Annotated in this window: 20 protein-coding genes; 6 read left to right on the plus strand and 14 right to left on the minus strand. The window is 57.7% G+C overall.

The features are described from left to right. Positions 1-32: 32 nt before the first annotated feature. The 8 genes from PMI21_RS08720 to PMI21_RS08685 form a co-directional block, all read right to left on the minus strand. Positions 33-3,293 (minus strand): transporter substrate-binding domain-containing protein, encoded by a 3,261-nt coding sequence (locus tag PMI21_RS08720; RefSeq protein WP_007940026.1) that lies wholly within the window; start codon positions 3,291-3,293, stop codon positions 33-35. Between the two features lie 8 nt (positions 3,294-3,301). After that, positions 3,302-3,928, minus strand: coding sequence for a response regulator transcription factor (locus tag PMI21_RS08715; RefSeq protein ID WP_007940027.1), 627 nt, complete (start codon positions 3,926-3,928; stop codon positions 3,302-3,304). Positions 3,929-4,182: 254 nt separating this feature from the next. Beyond that, positions 4,183-4,587 carry a response regulator gene (locus PMI21_RS08710; protein ID WP_007940028.1) on the minus strand — a complete coding sequence of 135 codons (405 nt, stop codon included), beginning with the start codon at positions 4,585-4,587 and terminating at the stop codon, positions 4,183-4,185. Positions 4,588-4,758: 171 nt separating this feature from the next. Next, positions 4,759-6,090 carry a deoxyguanosinetriphosphate triphosphohydrolase gene (locus tag PMI21_RS08705; RefSeq protein ID WP_007940029.1) on the minus strand — a complete coding sequence of 444 codons (1,332 nt, stop codon included), beginning with the start codon at positions 6,088-6,090 and terminating at the stop codon, positions 4,759-4,761. A 67-nt stretch (positions 6,091-6,157) separates the two neighbouring features. Next, the gene (locus PMI21_RS08700) at positions 6,158-7,321 is read right to left on the minus strand and encodes an EAL domain-containing protein (RefSeq protein ID WP_007940030.1); all 1,164 of its coding nucleotides are present in this window, start codon (positions 7,319-7,321) and stop codon (positions 6,158-6,160) included. A gap of 124 nt (positions 7,322-7,445) precedes the next feature. After that, positions 7,446-7,787, minus strand: coding sequence for a hypothetical protein (locus tag PMI21_RS08695; protein ID WP_007940031.1), 342 nt, complete (start codon positions 7,785-7,787; stop codon positions 7,446-7,448). Continuing rightward, complete coding sequence (locus PMI21_RS08690; protein ID WP_007940032.1) at positions 7,784-8,173, minus strand: phage holin family protein; 390 nt, start codon at positions 8,171-8,173, stop codon at positions 7,784-7,786. The genes PMI21_RS08695 and PMI21_RS08690 overlap by 4 nt, the downstream gene beginning before the upstream one ends. Before the next feature lies 1 nt (position 8,174). Further along, complete coding sequence (locus PMI21_RS08685) at positions 8,175-8,489, minus strand: DUF883 family protein (protein WP_007940034.1); 315 nt, start codon at positions 8,487-8,489, stop codon at positions 8,175-8,177. A 305-nt stretch (positions 8,490-8,794) separates the two neighbouring features. On the opposite strand from PMI21_RS08685, the gene PMI21_RS08680 reads away from it, so the two are divergent. Beyond that, the gene (locus PMI21_RS08680) at positions 8,795-10,003 is read left to right on the plus strand and encodes an ammonium transporter (RefSeq protein ID WP_033064128.1); all 1,209 of its coding nucleotides are present in this window, start codon (positions 8,795-8,797) and stop codon (positions 10,001-10,003) included. A gap of 1 nt (position 10,004) precedes the next feature. Here the strand turns inward: PMI21_RS08680 and PMI21_RS08675 are convergent, their stop codons facing one another. Then, a complete protein-coding gene (locus PMI21_RS08675) occupies positions 10,005-11,717 on the minus strand; it encodes a cation:proton antiporter (RefSeq protein ID WP_007940037.1) in 1,713 nt (570 codons plus the stop codon). 198 nt (positions 11,718-11,915) lie between these two features. Here PMI21_RS08675 and PMI21_RS08670 point away from each other — a divergent pair, with 198 nt between their 5' ends. From PMI21_RS08670 to PMI21_RS08660, 3 genes are all read left to right on the plus strand, one after another. Further along, positions 11,916-12,158 (plus strand): glutaredoxin family protein, encoded by a 243-nt coding sequence (locus tag PMI21_RS08670; protein WP_033064119.1) that lies wholly within the window; start codon positions 11,916-11,918, stop codon positions 12,156-12,158. A gap of 160 nt (positions 12,159-12,318) precedes the next feature. Further along, positions 12,319-12,639 carry a hypothetical protein gene (locus PMI21_RS08665; protein WP_007940039.1) on the plus strand — a complete coding sequence of 107 codons (321 nt, stop codon included), beginning with the start codon at positions 12,319-12,321 and terminating at the stop codon, positions 12,637-12,639. A gap of 72 nt (positions 12,640-12,711) precedes the next feature. Continuing rightward, positions 12,712-13,602, plus strand: coding sequence for a pseudouridine synthase (locus PMI21_RS08660; protein WP_007940040.1), 891 nt, complete (start codon positions 12,712-12,714; stop codon positions 13,600-13,602). An 84-nt stretch (positions 13,603-13,686) separates the two neighbouring features. Here PMI21_RS08660 and PMI21_RS08655 read toward each other — a convergent pair whose 3' ends face one another. Next, on the minus strand, positions 13,687-13,908 hold the full coding sequence (locus tag PMI21_RS08655; RefSeq protein ID WP_007940041.1) for a YgdI/YgdR family lipoprotein: 222 nt from the start codon (positions 13,906-13,908) through the stop codon (positions 13,687-13,689). 76 nt (positions 13,909-13,984) lie between these two features. Continuing rightward, entirely contained in the window at positions 13,985-14,587 is a 603-nt protein-coding gene (gene mobA / locus PMI21_RS08650; protein ID WP_007940043.1) for a molybdenum cofactor guanylyltransferase MobA, read from the minus strand. 81 nt (positions 14,588-14,668) lie between these two features. Between mobA and moaB the strand changes: the two genes are divergently transcribed. Beyond that, complete coding sequence (gene moaB, locus PMI21_RS08645) at positions 14,669-15,208, plus strand: molybdenum cofactor biosynthesis protein B (protein WP_007940044.1); 540 nt, start codon at positions 14,669-14,671, stop codon at positions 15,206-15,208. After that, on the plus strand, positions 15,192-16,418 hold the full coding sequence (locus tag PMI21_RS08640; RefSeq protein WP_007940045.1) for a molybdopterin molybdotransferase MoeA: 1,227 nt from the start codon (positions 15,192-15,194) through the stop codon (positions 16,416-16,418). Before moaB ends, PMI21_RS08640 begins: the two co-directional genes overlap by 17 nt. A gap of 67 nt (positions 16,419-16,485) precedes the next feature. Here PMI21_RS08640 and PMI21_RS0128240 read toward each other — a convergent pair whose 3' ends face one another. From PMI21_RS0128240 to PMI21_RS08630, 3 genes are all read right to left on the minus strand, one after another. Beyond that, entirely contained in the window at positions 16,486-16,794 is a 309-nt protein-coding gene (locus tag PMI21_RS0128240) for a hypothetical protein (protein WP_033064121.1), read from the minus strand. A gap of 398 nt (positions 16,795-17,192) precedes the next feature. Beyond that, positions 17,193-17,852 carry a response regulator gene (locus tag PMI21_RS08635; protein ID WP_019582509.1) on the minus strand — a complete coding sequence of 220 codons (660 nt, stop codon included), beginning with the start codon at positions 17,850-17,852 and terminating at the stop codon, positions 17,193-17,195. Next, positions 17,849-18,742: a sensor histidine kinase gene (locus PMI21_RS08630; RefSeq protein ID WP_033064122.1), complete on the minus strand. Its 894-nt coding sequence runs from the start codon at positions 18,740-18,742 to the stop codon at positions 17,849-17,851. Before PMI21_RS08630 ends, PMI21_RS08635 begins: the two co-directional genes overlap by 4 nt. Positions 18,743-18,788: the final 46 nt, after the last annotated feature.

Genomic DNA, 18,788 nt, shown 5'->3' on the forward strand with positions numbered 1-18,788 from the left:
TGCAGCTTTCTCCATGACGATGAACACACTGCTCAGCCTTCCAGCATAGTTAACGCTCCGTCATTCTGCTTTTTGTCGTGGCATGCAAGCTGTTGTTGCAACGCGTGATCCAGTTCGAGCATGGCGCGCTCCATGGACTTGCTGCAATCGGCCACTTGATCGTGGTGGGGCCTGTTATTGCAGGCCTTTTCGAGCGCCTCGCAACTGTCGATCAGTCGGGAGGCCTGGACGATTCGCGCCGCTCCCTTGATTTTGTGGGCAATGTCGAGGAGTGACTGCCGGTCGTTTGACCGGGACAACGTCAGCAGCGTTTGCCGATCCAAGCGGTTGCTATTCAGCAGCTCAGTCAACAATCGCCGGTTCAGTGCCGGGTTGCCACCGGTCAACAGGTGCAGCCCCTCCAGACTGAACGCCGGGTCGCGGACCGTCGGTGCCATGCCTTCGATCCATTGGCTCAAGGCCGTCAGGCTGAGGGGTTTGAACAGGCAATCGTCCATCCCGGCTTGTTTGCAGCGTTGTCTTTCCTCCGGTTGTGCATTGGCGGTGAAACCCAGAACGGTACAGGCAGGGCGCTGCATGCGCCGTTCATGTTGGCGAATGGTACGGGCCATCTCATATCCGTTCATGATCGGCATGTTGCAATCGGCAATCACCAGGTCGAATGGCTGATCTTTCCACGCCTCCAATCCCGCCTCGCCATCCGCTGCGACCTTGAACCGATGCCCCAGAAACTCCAGTTGCTGGCACATGAGCAAGCGATTGGCCGGGTGATCGTCGACCACCAGAACGTTCAAGGGGGCAGCGCTCTGGTGAATCTGTGGCTCGGCAATTTCCGGCATCTGTAAAGGCGGCAGGGTCGGCAGGTTCAGCGAAACCCGAACCTGAGTGCCGACCCCCAGCTGGCTGCTCAATTGCAGGCTGCCGCCCATCATTTCGCACAGATTGCGGCTGATCACCAGGCCCAACCCCGCACCGCCCCTGGGTAACTGGCCGGAGTTATCGGCCTGGACGAAAGGCTCGAACAGTCGCTGCTGATCCTGCTCGCTGATCCCGGCGCCACTGTCCTCAACCAACAATTGCAGCTGCACACGGTCGGGCTCGTCGGTCGGTTGCAACTCGAGGCTGATCCTGACCTGACCCTGTTGCGTAAACTTGATTGCATTGCTGACCAGGTTGGACAGCACCTGTTTGAAACGCATCGGGTCCAACAGGACATCGGTCGCAGGTTTTGCAGGGTTGAGTGCCAGGTGCAGTCCGAGATTTTTTTGCCGGGCCAGCCCGTCGAAGATCCGCACCACCGAGGCTACGGTTTCAGCCAGATTGACGCGCTCCGGGCTCAGGCTCAGACGTCCGGATTCGATGCGCGCAATGTCGAGAATGTCCCCGATCAGTTCCAACAGGTCTTTTGCCGAGTGATACGCGACGTCGATGGCCGGTCGATCCGGGTGGTCGTGATCGATACGTTTGAGTGTCAGTTCGAGCATGCCGATGATCGCATTCATCGGCGTGCGGATCTCATGGCTCATGGTTGCCAGAAAGGTGCTTTTAGCCCGGTTGGCTTCATCGGCGCGTTCTTTCGCCGCCTGCCGCTGTTTTATCTGGCGTCTCATATAGGCATTCCAGGCAACGGATATCAGCAGCAGTACGCCAGCGCCGGTAACGATCTGATAGAACACTCGGTGATAGTTGCGCCAGGTACTTTGCGAGGCCGCCGAATAGCCACGCCAGCGGTTATTGATGATGCCCAGCTCTTCCGGTGCGATGCTCAATAGCGCCTTGTCGAGGATGGCATTCAGTTCTTTGGCGTCGCGCCCGGTCGCCAGGGAAAATGCCGCCTGTCGGGTGCCGATGGTGGCGGTGATCTGAAGTGTCTGTTCGAAGATCCGCGATGAGATGAAGTAATTGGCGATCACCAATGAGTTCACCGCACCTTCTGCTTTGCCCTCGGCGAGCAACTCCACGGCACTGAACGTGTCTGGAGTTTCAACCAGGTTGATTCGCGGAAACTCGCTACGCAGGTAATCCACCAGTGGATTGCCCTGGGCAATGGCCAGGCGTTTGTCCTGCAGCTGGTTGAGGTTTGTCGGGCTGTCGGCCGCTTTGCGTGTCAGCAGGACAAAGGAGTTTTCCAGATAAGGGCGGCTGAAGTTCAATATCATTTCACGCTGTGCGCTGGGGAGCAGGGCAGCGATCAGGTCGGCTTGCTGGTTAGCGATCTGCTCGACCATCTCGTCATCGCTTCGGCTGCGCTGGATCTCGAAGCGCAAACCGGTGCGCAATCTGATCAGTTCGAGCAGGTCAGCCGTGACACCCCGAAAGTTACCGTCGCTGTCAAAAAACGTCAGCGGCGCAAATGCTTCATTAACCACCACCCGCACAACCGGATGTTGCGCCAGCCAGCGTTCTTCGTGGTGGGTGAGTTGCAGTTTTTGATCGGTGAGAAGAATGTCGCTGCCGGCACTCCAGCGTTTAGCGATGTTTTCCCGTTCGCTGGTGGGGATGGCCTTGAGTACCGCGTTAATGATCCTGAGCAGGTCCGGGTTGCCCTTCTGTACGGCAAAGCTGAAGCCATGGGCTTCGTGTTTACCGAAGTTGGCCATGCGGATGTTGTTCAGATACCCCTTATTGATCATGTAATGAGTTGAAATGGTGTCGCCGAGAAAAACGTCGGCCTGGTCGAAGGCAACCGCGTTGATTGCATTTTGGTAGGACGGGTAGGAGGTGATGATTGCCTTCGGATACAGCGCCCTGACTTCGTCCAGAGGCAGATAGTGATACACCATGCTAAGCCGCAGGCCGGCAAGACCATCGGTCAGAGACCTGGTTTCTCCTTCCCGTGTCACCAGCACAGGTTGATCCACGGCGTAAGGTGTGGACAGCGTAATGTCGGCATTGTCGGCCTCGAACCCATTGGCGGTGCCGAGCATGTCGACCTGACCCTTTTCCAGCGCCTCGATCGCAGCTCCTCGGGACGCGAAGCGCTGAACCTTGATGGGCAACCCCGTAACCTTGCCGAGGATGCCGGCGTAGTCGGCGGTGAAACCTTCGTAGTCGTGGCCGCTAAGGGTCAGGTCGAAGGGCGGATAATCCGGGCCTGACGTGCCGAGGATCAATTCACGTTTGTCTTTGACCCATTGCCGTTGTGAGGTATCCAGCTGGACTTCCATGTGCCCGGTCGTTGAGCGACTGAGCAGGGTGTAGTTTTCGCTGGCCGTCTGCGCCGCGAGCACCGGGGTACTCAGGCATAAAGCCGCGACCATGAGTCTTGGATAATCCTTCAAACGACTGGGCATCCTGTTCCTCACACTAACGCGTTACGTTTTGCCATATCGATGAGTTCAACCAGTGATTTGGCTTTGAGTTTCTGCATCAGTCGTTTTTTATAGGTGCTGACTGTCTTGTTACTGAGGAACATGCCCTTGGCAATTTCCTTGTTGGTGCGACCTTGGGCAAAAAGTTGTAATACCATCAACTCTCGATCATTAACGGACTTGAACAAGTCCAGGTCTGCCCACTGTGCGTCGTCACAACGAACTGGGTTCAAGGCCTCGCTGGGGAAATAGTTGTAACCTGATAATACTGCTTTGATCGCACTCACCAGTTCACTGAGCTCTTCCTGTTTGCATACATATCCTGATGCACCTGACTGCATGCAGCGAATACCAAAAAGTTTTGGGCATTGTGCAGTTAACACCAGTGTTTTTAATGGCGTGCTCATTGCGTTGAAACGGGAGAGCACTTCCAGCCCGTCCAGTTTGGGAATGCTGATGTCGAGGATGATCAGGTCGGGCATGCATTCGCGCACCATCTGCATGGCATCGACGCCATTGTCAGTTTCGCCGACGACTTTGTAACCTTCATGTTCCAGCAGCATTCGAACAGCAAGGCGGATGACAGGGTGATCGTCGACAATAAAAACGGAGTTCATAATCAAATCCCATACGTGCACAAATAAAGCGCGCACCTTAGCTCAGTAGTTGAGGGGGTGCATGAACTGACAAGCCGATAGCAGCAATATAGGAAAAGTCCTACAATTGAAAAAGAAATGGACTACGTACCAACTAGGTTCTGAATGAGGAAGGGGTAAGGTTTGGATGGTGCAGTCAAGAGGGTAAAAGCGTTGGGTTATAAGTTTTAATCTGTGTTTTGGGTGTGGTTTTAGTGTGTGGGGATTGGTGTGTTTTATTGTGAGGCTAAGGTCAACAAGTTTCTAAAGTCTGATTGTTTCAATGGCTTGATCAAGTAACCCAACAAGGGAAGTCCATGTTCGTAGGCTACTGTTTTAAGTTTTTCCAGTTCGGCGGATGTCAGGCTGCTCAGCAGTATTGCCTGTCTGATCATTCCCCGGTGGCTGGCGAACTCGATCAAATCAAGACCGGGAAGGTCGGGCAGGCATTGGTCGCACAGAAGAATATCGAACGGTTGCGCAGCCTTGAGCATTTGTTGCAAGGCGCCTTCGGCACTGTCAGTGGTGGTCAGCTGGGTGAAGCCGTAACTCTCGAGCAGGTATTGAGTCGCTCTCAGCTGAAACGGATGATCTTCCACCAGCAATATGTGCCAATCGTGTTTGAGCGTAGGAGTTTTCATGCTTCATCTGTCGAGCAGTGGGTGTGCAATTGTTTCGCGAGATGGCCGAACAATCGATCAGTCAGCTCTGCACAAGGTGTAGGGCGATTCTGTCGATGTTGAAATACAGATGAATGTCGAGACATTCGATCAGCCGTTCAGACGTCGCTGAAGCGGCTGATCGATGTGCTGTTATCCGTGGCTTGAACGACCGGTCATTTCCAGCGCCATTTCACCGGCATAGCTGTCGGTCATGCCGGCGATGAAATCAATCATGCGCAAGAAAGAGGTGTGCAAAGGGCCATGGGGATCGGGTGCATTGTTGCCCAACAGGTCGAGTATGCGCCGGTTCTTGAAGGAGGGCGTACGACCGTTGTGCTGCTCCAGTGCTGCGCCGCAAAAAGCATTGAGCAGGATTTCCAGGGTGGTGTAGGCGCCGATTTCGTGGAGCGTCTTGCGCTTGTCCTGGAAGATTTTTTTGCGTGCCATGTCCTTGGCATTCAAGACGCAGCGTTTGGCCGGGCCATGCATGTGTTCGACAAGGTCGCCCGGCAGCGTGCCGGACAGCAACGCGTCCTGTTGCTCGACAAAGGCTCGGGCTGCTGCGTTGGTCAGGTGTTCGATGGCTTTGCCCCGCAGAATTGCCAGTTTGCGCCGCCGCGAATCCTGTGGACCGAGCTGGCGATAGGTTTCCGGGAGATCGTCGCCCACCAGGTCCAGCAGCAGGGACTCGACTTCGGCGTACTCCAGCAGCTCCATCTCCAGGCCATCTTCCAGATCGATCAGCGCGTAGCAGATGTCGTCAGCGGCCTCCATCAGATACACCAACGGATGGCGTGCCCAGCGCTGTTCTTCCAGTTGAGGCAGCCCGAGTTTATGCGCAATCTGTTCCAGCAGCGGCAGTTCGCTCTGGTAGCAGCCGAACTTGTGCTTCTTGTAGCCCAGTGAGTCGGCGTGCCGGGCCGTCCACGGGTATTTCAGGTAGGTGCCCAGGGTGGCATAGGTCAGCCGGGTGCCGCCTTCGAACTGATGGTATTCAAGCTGGGTGAGCACCCGGAAACCTTGGGCATTGCCTTCGAAGTTGAGGAAGTCGTTGCGTTCGGCTTCGCTCATGGCATCCAGCCAGCCACGGCCGGCGGCCTGCTGGAACCAGTGGCGGATCGCGTCTTCGCCAGAGTGGCCGAAGGGTGGATTGCCGATGTCATGGGCCAGGCAAGCCGATTGCACCACCATCCCCAGGTCGCTTGGTTCACACCAGTCGGGCAGCGCGCTGCGGATGGTTTCACCGACGCGCATCCCCAGCGAACGGCCGACGCAGCTGACTTCCAGCGAGTGGGTCAGGCGCGTATGAATGTGATCGTTGCTGGAGACCGGATGGACCTGGGTCTTGCGCCCGAGACGGCGAAACGCGCCCGAGAAAATGATCCGGTCGTGGTCTTTATGGAAAGGACTGCGGCCGAGTTCTTCCGGGCTGTGCACAGGTTTTCCGAGGCGTTCGCGGGTAAGCAGGGTGTGCCAATCCAAGGCTGGTTTCTCCGTCAGGTGACTGATCCCCTAGCTTCCCGTTTCGCGCCGGTACCTGCAAGGAGAACTACAACCCCGCAGCGTCGATATCGATGAGCAGTAGCCGTTCGCCGTTATCGAAAAACTGCCCTGCAGTGAGGCAGTACTGATTGCTGGTGGCATCGCGGTAAGTGTTGGAAAGCGTCAGACGGCGCTCATCCCAACCTTCGGCCAGCAAGTGATAAAAATAGGGGCGCCATGACCAGTTATGGCCCAGATAGCGGTTATCGGCTTCCCAGCCGTTGTTGCGCCATTCCAGGTTGGGGGTCAGTTGTGTGCCGTGGCGGTCGCACTGATAAAAACGCAGCAGCCAGGGAAACGCCTGCAATTGCGGCAAGGCGCTGAGGGGCGCGCCGGCTTGAGCCCAGGCTTGCAGGATGGTCATCAGTTCGCTGAGTTGCTGGCGCATGATCATCAAGCGAGCGCGTTCAGTCAGCTTTTGCTGAACGTAACGCTGGCGCAGTTGCGCGAAGCGCTCGACAAAGGCGTCGGTGGCGAAGAAATCCGCTTGCGCTCGGGCGAACAGAAAACCCTGTACGTAGCGTGAGCCGCACTCCAGGGCAAAATTCAGTTGCGCTTCGGTTTCCACGCCTTCGGCGATGATCCAGCAACCGGTTTTTTCCGCCATTTGTGCCAGTGCCTTGACCACATCGCTGCTGGGACCGCCCAACGCGGCGGCCTGGAACAGCCGCATGTCGAGCTTGAGAATGTCCGGTTGCAGGGCCAGCACGCGATCGAGTTGAGAGTAACCGGCACCGAAATCGTCGATGGCGATCCGCGCCCCGGCTTGCCGGTAGCGGGCCACGACTTCAGCCAGACGTTGGCTGTCGCCGCCCAGTTCGGTGATCTCGAAGACGATTCGCTGCGCATCGACACCATGCCTGCTCAGTTGCTTGAGGCTCGGCAGTACCTGGTCCCGGCGCAAGCGGCTGATCCAGCGGGGGGAGATGTTCAGGCTGAGAAACCAGTCCGCGGGCGCTTCATGCAGACGGCTCAGGGCGTTGTCGCGAATCTGGCGATCGAGACGTCGCAGGGCGATGGCCGGGGTTCGCGGATCGGCGAACAGCGCACCTACCGAGGTCAGTTGACCATCGGCCTGGCGCAGTCGGCCCAGCGCTTCGACACCAGCAATACGGCCTGTGGCGGTATCGATGAATGGCTGAAAACAGGCGAGCGGTTGCCCGTCGATCACGAGGCCTCCTTAGTAAGGTGTTGTTCTGGATAAAACCTGGTCGCCAGGTAGGCACGCAGGATCAACCTCTCGATAAAGAGGTTAATCCCGGTGGTATTGCAAGAATGCAGCCAGACAAGACTGCTTAGTCTTTGCGCGAAGCGCTCTGCATGACCAGCTTGATCAGTGGCCCCAATGCAGCGCCCAGGCTAACCAGCTTGGTCAGGCTGCCGATACCGCTGCCCTTGGCACCCTTGCCGGTCAGAAAGCCTAACCCGATCACGGCAGCGATGCCCCAGAGCGGGGCGTGTTTGATGCCGAAACTGTCTTGCAGGTTTTGCGTCATGCCACGTACCCGTTGCAGGGGCTGCAGCAGATGTTGGGATTCGTGGCGAATTTCCTGGCGATGCATTTCCATGCGCAGGCGGATCAGCGCCTTGCGCATTTCCGTGCGTGAACTGTTACTGGGAAGTTCAGGCAGGTTCATGGCAACAGGCGCTCCCGATCGTTGGCCAGCTCTTCCAGAGTGCCATGGAAGGGCGAGGATTCATCGAAAATCGCCGCCCTCAAGCGCATCGCGCAGAACAACGCAGCGAAGGTGTAGAACACACAGAGCCCGATGATCGCCGCCAGGCGATAGGTGTCCCAAAACAGGATCAACACCAGCGTCGACAACCCCACCAGCAACAACAAGGCAAAGACCAGCGTCAGGCCCGCAAACAGCAACAGGCTTACGGTGCGTGCTTTTTGCTCCTGCAGTTCGATGCCGAACAGTTCGACATGGCTGTGCAGCAATCCAAGAAACGCAGCACCCAGGCGCCGCGATGAAGAGCGGGTGCCCGTCGTGGACGAGCCGGATTCATCGATTGCCATATCAGCGCCGAGTGGCCAGCAGACCAATCAGGAAACCCACGCCGGCTGCAATCCCGACCGATTGCCATGGGTTGGCCTGGACGTAATCTTCCGTGGCGGCGACAGCCGCTTTGCCGCGCTCTTGCAGGGCGTCTTCGGTCAGCTTCAGGGTTTCCCGGGCACGCAGCAGGCTGTCGCGGATCTGTTCGCGCAGCTCATCGGCCTGATCACCGGCCAGGGAGGCGGTGTGTTCCAGCAACCGCTCGGTGTCGCTGACCAGTGTCTGAAAATCTTCCATCAGAATTTCTTGAGCAGTCTTTGCCTTGATGCGTGCCATTGGTGATCTCCGTAAGTGGCTTCTGAAGCGTTCGAGTATGAGCCTTGCGCGAAGGTTCAGTACAAATGAGTGGTACAACTTTTGCTACGTCGTGGTGCGTCAGCCGGCGCTATTGCGCTGTTGCCGGGCATGATTTCAGGAAACCCCTGACTCAAACAATTAAAACTCGCGCAGAGGCGGCGGTCTTGTGCGCCAAAGTGGTTCGTCCGAGTCAGCGTTGCGGTCCGGGTGAGCTGCAACTTGGTGCGCCGGCCATCTGCGCGAACTGCTTTGGTGCTTTTTTCAGCCTTCAGGTCTGCCAATCCATGGAAAATCTGCAAAGTGCTGTGGACAGTCTGGTCCATAGCTCCAACACGTTGTTCATCCTTATCGGTGCGGTCATGGTCCTGGCCATGCACGCCGGTTTCGCCTTTCTTGAGGTCGGTACGGTTCGCCAAAAGAACCAGGTCAACGCCTTGTCGAAGATCCTCAGCGACTTCGCCATTTCGACCCTGGCCTACTTCTTTATAGGCTATTGGATTTCCTACGGGGTCAGTTTCATGCAACCGGCGGCGGTGATCACCGCCGACCATGGCTATGGGCTGGTGAAGTTTTTCTTTCTGCTGACCTTTGCCGCAGCGATACCGGCGATCATTTCCGGAGGCATCGCCGAGCGCGCCCGGTTCGTCCCGCAGTTGTGCGCGACGGCGCTGATCGTGGCGTTTATCTACCCCTTCTTCGAAGGTGTGGTCTGGAACGGCAACTTCGGTCTGCAAGCCTGGTTGCTGGAACGTTTTGGCGCCAGTTTCCATGACTTCGCCGGCTCTGTGGTGGTTCACGCCATGGGCGGCTGGCTGGCACTCGCGGCGGTGTTGCTGCTGGGGCCGAGGCAAGGTCGTTATCGCGACGGACGACTGGTGGCATTCGCGCCGTCGAGCATTCCCTTTCTGGCGTTGGGGTCGTGGATCCTGATCGTCGGCTGGTTCGGCTTCAACGTGATGAGCGCCCAAACCCTGCAAGGGGTCAGCGGGTTGGTGGCGGTGAATTCGTTGATGGCCATGGTCGGCGGCACGGTGGCGGCATTGATCGTCGGGCGCAATGACCCGGGCTTTCTGCATAACGGCCCGTTGGCCGGGCTGGTGGCGATCTGCGCCGGCTCGGATCTGATGCACCCGGTGGGCGCATTGGTGACCGGCGCCATCGCCGGGGCACTGTTTGTCTGGTGCTTTACCGCGGCTCAAGGCAAATGGCGTATCGACGATGTGCTGGGTGTCTGGCCTTTGCATGGGCTGTGTGGTGTCTGGGGCGGGATCGCTTGCGGCATCTTCGGGCAAACCGCTTTGGGTGGTTTGGGGGGCGTGAGCCTGATCAGTCAGTTGATCGGCACTTCTTTGGGGGTAGTCGTGGCGCTGGCCGGTGGTTTTGCCGTGTATGGCGCGATCAAGGCGGTCCATGGTCTACGCCTGAGTCAGGAAGAAGAGTATTACGGCGCGGACTTGTCGGTGCACAAGATCGGCGCCGTGAGCCAGGATTGAATCAGCGTTCTTCATCGTCGGTGCCGGGGTAAAAATCGTGCAGCAGGCGATAGCGGTCATGCCGTACCTGGTCGACCCGGTCCTGTACCTGCTGGCCGGGTATGCCCAGCATGATCAGCGCATGGGAGGCGAGCATCAGGCTGGACTCCAGCAACTCGGGTACGACTTCGCTGGCACCGGCCGCCTTCAACTCGGCCAACTGGCTGTCATCCCGGGTGCGCACCAGGATCGGCACGGTCGGGTTGAACCGCCGTGCTTCCTTGAGTATCAGCAGGGCGATGTCCGTTTTGTCCACGGCGACTACCAGCAGCCTGGCGCGCTCCAGCCCTATCGCGATCAGCAGCTCGCCGCGGCGTGAGTCGCCGTAATGCACACTGCTTTCATTGATGACGGCTTCCTGGACCCGCACCGGGTCGGTGTCCAGCGCAATGTACGGTTGCTGTACATGACGCAGGAAGCGCCCGATGGACTGACCGACGCGGCCGTAGCCACAGATCACTACGTGATTGTGCAAGCCGGCGTTGAGCGCGCTGATTTCTTCGAGCTCGGCTGCTTTGTTGGGTTTGCGGTGCAGACGCATGGCGATGCGGGGAGCGGCGCGCAGCAGTAAAGGCGTTACCAGCATCGAGCAGAACGTGGCGGCCAGCAGCAGGCCGCCGAGGTCGGCGGGCATCAGTTTGTTCTGTTGCATCTGCGCCATCAGGGCAAAGCAGAATTCGCCGCCCTGAGCCAATGCCAGGCCGCTGCGCCAAGCGGTTTCACCATCGCTGCCGCGCCATTTGACCAGCAGCGCAACCACGGTGCCTTTGATTAGCAGCAACCCCAGCGTCAGACCGAGAATCAGCAGGCCGTGGCTGGCAAACAGGCGCAAGTCGATCAGCATGCCGATACTGACAAAGAACACCCCGAGCAGGATGTCGCGGAATGGACGGATGTCGGCCTCGATCTGATGTCGGTAGTGGCTTTCGCCCAGCAGCATGCCGGCGAGAAAGGCGCCCAGGGCAGGGGAGAGGCCGAGCAAGTGAGTCAGCCAGGCCGTCAGCAGAACAATCACCAGCGCCAACAGCACGAACAGCTCCGCGGACCGGGCCGCGGCGACTTCATGGAACAGTCGTGGCAGAAACCAGCGACTGACCAGCAGCAGACCAACGAACAGCACCAGGGTCTTGGCCAGCGTCAGCGGCAGCGCCCAATACCAGGCCTGGTCGCTGCTGCCGGCGAACACCGGCACCAGGGTGAGAAGCAACACCGCAATCACGTCCTGGAACAACAGCACGGCGATGGCATTCTGGCCGTGCCGGCTGAATATTTCGCCGAGGCTGCTCAACTCCTTGCTGACTATGGCGGTAGACGACAGCGCCAGGCCGGCGCCGAGTAACAGGGCCGGTGTGATCGGCATGCCGAACAGCATCAACAATGCCCCCAGCAAGATCCCGGACCCCAGCACTTGCAGGCTGCCCAGGCCAAACACCACCTGGCGCAGAGCGAGCATCTTCGACAGGGAAAACTCAAGCCCCAGGGAGAACAACAGGAACACCACGCCCAATTCAGCCAGATCGGGCAAATCTTCGTTTTCATTCACCCAATTGAACGCTGTCGGCCCGATCATCAGCCCTACGCACAAGTAGCCCAGCACCGGTGGCAAACGCAGGCGCTGGAACAGTGCAATCACCACCAGGGAGGAGGCGAGGATGATCAACAGGTTGGCGAACACAAAAAACTCCGGTGAGGGTTTTGGCTACTCAAGCGTAGAGGTAAAAAAGACGCGAGCATCGCGCAAATGACCGGCGACGCAAATGATTTGCGTCAGAATTTTGCCGAAATCTCTTGAAATCACCGTTGCTCGGACGTCGGCTCGACTGCGTTTGATGGCGGGCCTAGAATGAGCGCTTACTCGCTTGGTCTTGTCGTCATGCCTCCTGAATGTCAGCTGTTCGGCACCGTTGGTTGCCATCTTTGTGAAGTCGCCGAAGCCATGCTAATGGAGTTTGTCGAGCGTGGTCTGTTGGTGGAGCTGATGGATATCGCTGACGATGAAACCTGGTTCGAAGCTTACAGCCTGCGTATTCCGGTGTTGCGACGGGTCGATACCGGCGCTGAGCTGGGTTGGCCGTTTAGTGCCGAGCAAGTGGTGGCGTTCCTGCGCGAATCCTGACGCTGCTGGCGATGCCCCACCTGTCGCGATCCTCGTTTCATCCATTGGCGAAAGGCCGGTTATTCGGTTACTGTATGCGCATACAGTTATTCGGATTGCCTGCCATGCTTCTCCCTGTTCGGGTTTGGGCAGCCGATCCCGGACGTCAGAGGGATGAAATGTGGTCAATGTCGAACAATTGAAGAGCAGCGTGAACCGGATGTCGGCAGACGTGGTGCGCGAGGCAGTCCTCGAGTTGCGTCTGGATGGCTTGGTGACGGAAGGGAAAACGCCTTTCAACAAACTGCATTTCAATACCTGTTTCGCCGAAATCGAAGCCTTGTTCCAGCGTGCGGGTTATCACCGGCAGCTCGATGTCGTGGGCTATCAGGGGTTGTTGTATGCGCTTTATGATCCGGGTCGCTGGGAAGCGGTCGATGTGCTGCGCTGGCTCAAGGAGTTCACCGAAGCGGCCGCTCGAACGCAGTCAATAACGGCCTGAGGATTCTCTTCTAGGTTCGTTCCGGCCACTGTTGGATAATGCTGCCCTGTATTGAGGGTTAGAGCTTTTCGTATGTCCACTTCATCTTTTTCTGCTGCGCACAACCAGGCCAGCACGCTCTATCTGCCGCCTGGTCCGTGGCAGACCGTATTCGATTGCCTGTGTGAACACTTCAGCGCCATCGGTCGTGAGCAATGGCTGGACAGAATTGCTCGCGGTCGTGTCCTCGATGGGCAAGGCATGCCGATCGCCCTGGATCTGCCTTACAAGGAAGGTCTGCGGATTCATTATTTTCGTGAAGTGCCGGACGAAAAACCGATCCCTGTGGTGGAGTCGATCCTCTATGCCGACGAGCATCTGGTGGTAGCAGACAAACCGCACTTTCTACCGGTGACGCCGGCTGGGGAGTATGTGGAGCAGACATTGTTGCGACGACTGATCCGGCGACTGGATAACCCGCATCTGGTGCCTTTGCATCGTATTGACCGGCATACGGCAGGGCTGGTGCTGTTCTCAGCCAATCCTCAAAGTCGGTCGGCGTATCAGTCATTGTTTCCTACACGCCAGATCGAAAAACGCTACGAAGCAATCGCCCGGGCATTACCTGAATTGACCTTTCCGATGGTTCATAAAAGTCGACTCATCGATGGCGAGCCGTTCTTTCGCATGCAGGAAGGTCCGGGCGTCAGCAATACCGAAACGGCTGTCGAGGTCAGGGAAAAAAACGGTGAGTTCTGGCGCTATGCGCTTTACCCGGTAACGGGCAAGAAACATCAGTTGCGAGTGCACATGGCGGCCCTGGGGGCTGGCATCTGCAATGACCCGTTCTATCCGCGGGTGCTCAAGAACGTAGAAGACGACTATGCCAACCCCTTGAAGCTGCTGGCCCAGGGATTGCGATTTGTCGATCCGGTCACGGGGCAGGGAAGAGAGTTCGAAAGCACGATCACCCTGGAGTGGTGATTACAGGCAAACCTGCTTTTCTTCAGCCACGAAAAAGCCCGCTTTAAAAGCGGGCTTTTCTGTATCCGATGGTCGTCGCTAAGATTACAACTCTTTAACGGTACGGACCTGATCCTTGTTGATACGGATGTGTTTGCCATCCAGCTGTTCGAACTCGTAAAAGCCCGATTCCTGATCGTACTTAGGCGCGTCGACGGCCTGGATTTCTCGACCGTCATTCAAGGTGATCACTGAAGGCGATGCACAACCGGCGAGGGTTGCAAGGCCCAGTGCGAGCATGAAAGTGGCGAGGGTCCGTTGGGTCATGGGTGTGTCTCCGAATGGAAAATCTTTTGATTGCTGAGCTTGAGACGTATGCAGCGCGCGCAAGTTCCTTCGAGTGTCAGTCTGACACAGTGTGATGTGTGCTTAACAGTTCCGGCGTATTGAGGTTGGCCAGGCGAGGGTCGTTGTCGGGGCACTGCAGGGCTGTAGCGCCCAATGCGCGCATCAGTCGGCCCGGGCTGCGCTCGCCTTCGTTCCAGGCTGTCTCGAAAGCCGCTGAAAGAATAACGGGAATCATGCACAGCAAAGGTTCCCAGTGTTCGCCATGGCGCAGCATCAGTGGTTTGTCCGGATGCTGCGCGGCGGTTTCACGCATGTTCTGGAGCAACGCGGCATCGATGCGTGGCACATCGCAGGGCAATACCAGCAGGTGCGTGTGGCGGGCGGCCTTCAGGCCTGCGCGAATACCCGCCAATGGTCCCGGAAAGTCGCCTTGGTCGTCATGGACCAACTGATCCGCATAAGGCGCATATTTCTCCAGGTTTCTGTTGCAGGAGATGATCAGATCATCACTCAGCGGACGGGTCTTGCGGTGCAAATGTGCGATCAACGGCTCGCCGTGCCATTCCAGCAACCCCTTGTCCCGACCGCCCATGCGTTGGCCACGCCCGCCCGCCAAGAGCAGAATGGAGCACGGCGCCAAAGGTGTATTCGAGGTCATCGCACTTCTCCATGGGGGCGGCGAAAAAATGAGGCGCTGTGATATAACACCGGGCTGTTTCTCCTACAACTGGACGAGCCTATGAAAGCCAAGGCTGATGTACCTTTCGCACCGCTCAACATCGCGGTGCTGACTGTCAGCGATACCCGTACCCTGGAAACCGATACCTCAGGCCAGGTCTTCGTTGACCGCTTGAGTGCTGCCGGTCATAACCTGGCGGCCCGTGTATTGCTCAAAGATGACCTCTATAAAATTCGTGCGCAAGTCGCCAACTGGATTGCCGATGAGGTCGTGCAAGTGGTGCTGATCACTGGCGGTACCGGGTTTACCGGTCGTGACAGCACGCCCGAAGCGGTGAGTTGCCTGCTGGACAAGCAGGTCGATGGTTTTGGTGAACTGTTCCGGCAAATATCGGTAGCGGATATCGGTACTTCCACGGTTCAGTCCCGGGCCCTGGCCGGTCTGGCCAATGGCACGCTGGTTTGCTGCTTGCCGGGTTCGACCAATGCTGTGCGCACCGGTTGGGACGGCATTCTCGCCGAACAACTGGATTCCCGGCACCGTCCGTGCAATTTCGTGACCCATCTGAAACAGGCGGCACCCTGTGAATCCCGCGGGTAAGCCAGGCAAGACTGGCAGCCTGATGGCTGTCGAGGTGGCGCTCGCGCGGTTACTGGAAATGGCCGACGCCTCGAGAATTCATGAGCACGAACGCTTGCCGTTGGCGCAGGTCCAGGGGCGTGTACTGGCCGCTGATCTGGTCTCGACACTTGATCTGCCGCCCTGGCCCAACAGTGCCATGGACGGATATGCCTTGCGCGTCGCCGACTGGACGGGAGAACCGTTGCCGGTCAGCCAGAAGATTTTTGCGGGTCAGGCTCCGGAGCCCTTGAAGCCGGGGACTTGTGCGCGGATCTTCACCGGTGCGCCTGTGCCCGCGGGCGCCGACTGTGTCGAGATGCAGGAGAACGCCGAGGTTCAGGCGGATGAGCGGGTACGTTTCACCGAGACCATGACCTCGGGACAGAACATCCGTCCACAAGGCCAGGAAACCACCGTCGGTGAGTTGATCTTGCCCGCCGGTACACGCCTGGGCCCCATCGAACAGGGGCTGGCGGCATCGCTGGGATGCGCTGAGCTGGACGTGGTTCGCAAGGTTCGTGTTGCGGTCCTGTCTACCGGGGATGAGCTGATTGAACCGGGTCAGGCCCTTGGACCGGGACAGATTTACAACAGCAATCGAGTGTTGCTCTGCAGCTGGTTGCAGCGCTTGGGCTGTGAGGTGATCGATGCCGGCATTCTTCCCGATGATTTAGCGACCACTCGTGCTCGCCTCGGCGACTTGAAGGATGTCGACCTGATTCTCTCGACCGGTGGCGTATCGGTGGGAGAAGCCGACTTTCTGGGCATTGCCTTGCGAGAAGAGGGCGAGTTGACCCTGTGGAAGCTTGCCATCAAGCCAGGCAAGCCGCTGACGTTCGGGCATTTTCGCGGCGTGCCTGTCATTGGTTTGCCCGGCAATCCGGCGTCGACCCTGGTGACTTTTGCTCTGTTGGCGAGGCCCTACCTCTTGCGCCGCCAAGGCGTAAAAGAGATCGAACCCCTGAAGTTTCAGGTCCCGGCAGGGTTTGTCTGGCCAAAGGCCGGTAACCGACGTGAGTACTTGCGCGGGCGACTGGAGAATGGCCGGGCAATCATCTACAAGAATCAGAGCTCTGGCGTACTGCGCAGTGCCGCCTGGGCGGACGGTCTGGTTGAAGTGTTGGAGGACCGTACGCTGATCGAGGGTGATTGTGTGAGCTTCATCCCGTTGAGTGAAGTCCTGGGCTGATGCAGGTCCTGGTTCTGCCACGCAAGCCCGGTCGAAAGCGTTGGAGCTTGCGTGCATGGACCGTTCCTTAATTTGCCAGAAGTGTCACGACCTGATCGAAGCGACTGTTGGAGATCCAGCTCAAAAGCCCCAGGACCACAGCTGTTCCGCCAGCTGAATAGGCAAGCCTGTGCTTGATGGATTTGACGTCGCCGCGGACTTCATCCAGGTCTCTGCGGATGTACTTGAGATGTGTCTCCAGTTCAGTGACGCGAGGTTCCATATCAACTTCTCCGGTGGGCTTTGCGCTGCTTTTGAATTCAGCCTGCTGATTGGCGTGATTGTCTGAGAACGGCGTGACCGGAGTTACCGGTAGTCTGAGGTCATGGCTTTGCATGGAATAATTGGCTCCTTGCGTTCAAACCATTCAGGTGGCCGATACTGTTATTACTTACGATTTTTGAGGACCTTAAAGGGGTTCCATTCATTGTTTGCACGTCCCTGTGTAATTTACGGGTGATGACTGATAACCGCTGACACAACGGTGTACCAATTGCCCTGATGGGTCAATTGAGCCGATTCCTCACGTTTTGTAAGAAAAATTACCGCTCTGTAGGACTCAAGTGTCCTTCCCCTGGAAATAATTGAAATCCTTGCGACTTTTATGAGGGGCTGCGAAGTCAGCATCTCTCATACGGATTCGGAAAGGGGGGGATCAAAATGAGCGAGTGCAAGGCGCTGTTGATTCTGCATGGCAAGCAGGCACTCAATGAGCAGGTCCGTTCAGCTGTCGAGCTAATCGTCCAGACTGATGATTTGTTCGCGTACGGCGAACAACACCAGGCCGGCCACATCGTAGATCTGCAAGCGTTTCATGATCTGCGAGCGGTGGGTTTCGACAGTCTTGATGCTCAGGCCCAGGCCATTGGCGATTTCCCGGGTGGATTTTCCGCGAACAATCAATCGCAGGATTTCCAGCTGGCGTGCCGTCAGGTTGTGCGAGTCCTGGGTTGGCGCCTGATTTTTCTGGGTTCGGGTCAGCGCTTGGTTGATGACGGTGTGGGCAATGGCCGGGCTCAGGTAGCGTTCGTTATTGCGCAAGGCATCCAGGGCATGTTCGAGCTCGGTGGCCGTGGTGTCTTTGAGCAGGTAGCCATGAGCCCCGGATTCGAGTGCCTGCATGATGAGCGCCGGGTCGGTGTGCATCGACAGGATCAGCACTTTGCACTGCGGACGTACTCGTTTGAGTCGCTGCAAGGCTTCAAGGCCACCGGTTTTCCTCATGGAGATATCCAGCAGGATGATGTCCGGGGACAGTTGCTCGACCATCTCGAGTAACTGCGAGCCGTCACTGGCCTCCCCAATGACCGCATAGCCGGGAATATCCAGCACCAGAGCGCGCACGCCAGCCCTGATAAGCGAGTGGTCGTCCACCAGAAGTAAGTTACAAGTCAACGCATAACCTTATTCGTACTGGCCCGTTCCAGCGCACGGGGCGCCCAAGGGAAGAGTGCTTCGATTTGAGTGCCGTTGCCCGGCTCGCTGGTCACAGTCAACGTGCCGCCTAATTGATCGATCCGTTCCGACATTCCGGCCATTCCGCGTTGCCCCTCGCGAGCGGGGTCTGCCGCTGGCTCGAAACCCAGGCCATCGTCACTGATTAACAACGTCAGGCCTTGGGGCAGACGTTGCAGGCGGACCAACAGATTCCTGGCTTCGGCATGGCGCAGCATATTGGTAACCGCTTCTTGAGTGATGCGAAAGGCCGCCACCGCCATTTCTTCCGGTATGCCAGTCAAACGTTGATGGCATTCCAGGCTCCAGTTCACGGACGTATTGGCCAGGGTTCTGAGTAAATGCGCACGCAGACTGGCTTCCAGCCCGAGACTGGTCAACTGTCGTGGGTTCAGGATGGCTGATACATCACGAACCTTGGTCAGGGTTTCATCCAGCGTATCGCAGAGGACCGAACATTGACCCTGCAGTTCTTCAGGCAATCGACGTTTGAGCCATTCACTTTGAAGTTTTGCGGCGGTCAGCAATTGGCCAATATCATCATGCAGTTCCCGACTGAGCCGGTGACGTTCATTTTCCTGAACTTCCAGCAGACGGTCGGCCAATTCTTGAGGCTGAAACTTTATCGATTTGAGCGAGAGGCGATGCCCCACCCAGACGCAGGTCAGCGCCGCACCATTGAGCACCAGCAGACTCACCGGCAGAGGCATGGACAAGCTGTAGACCAACAGGCTGCCAAGCGCCGAGCAGGTGCACACGAAAAGCGTGAACCGGCGCGCGCTTTTTCGGGAGGGTGGCCACTGGGCGATTGACTTGAGGCTGGCGTACATAGCGGATGGAGCCAATGGAATGTTCGCTGCGGGCAGACCGGCCATA

The organism is Pseudomonas sp. GM18 (assembly GCF_000282195.1).
In the GTDB taxonomy this organism is placed as follows: Bacteria; Pseudomonadota; Gammaproteobacteria; order Pseudomonadales; family Pseudomonadaceae; genus Aquipseudomonas.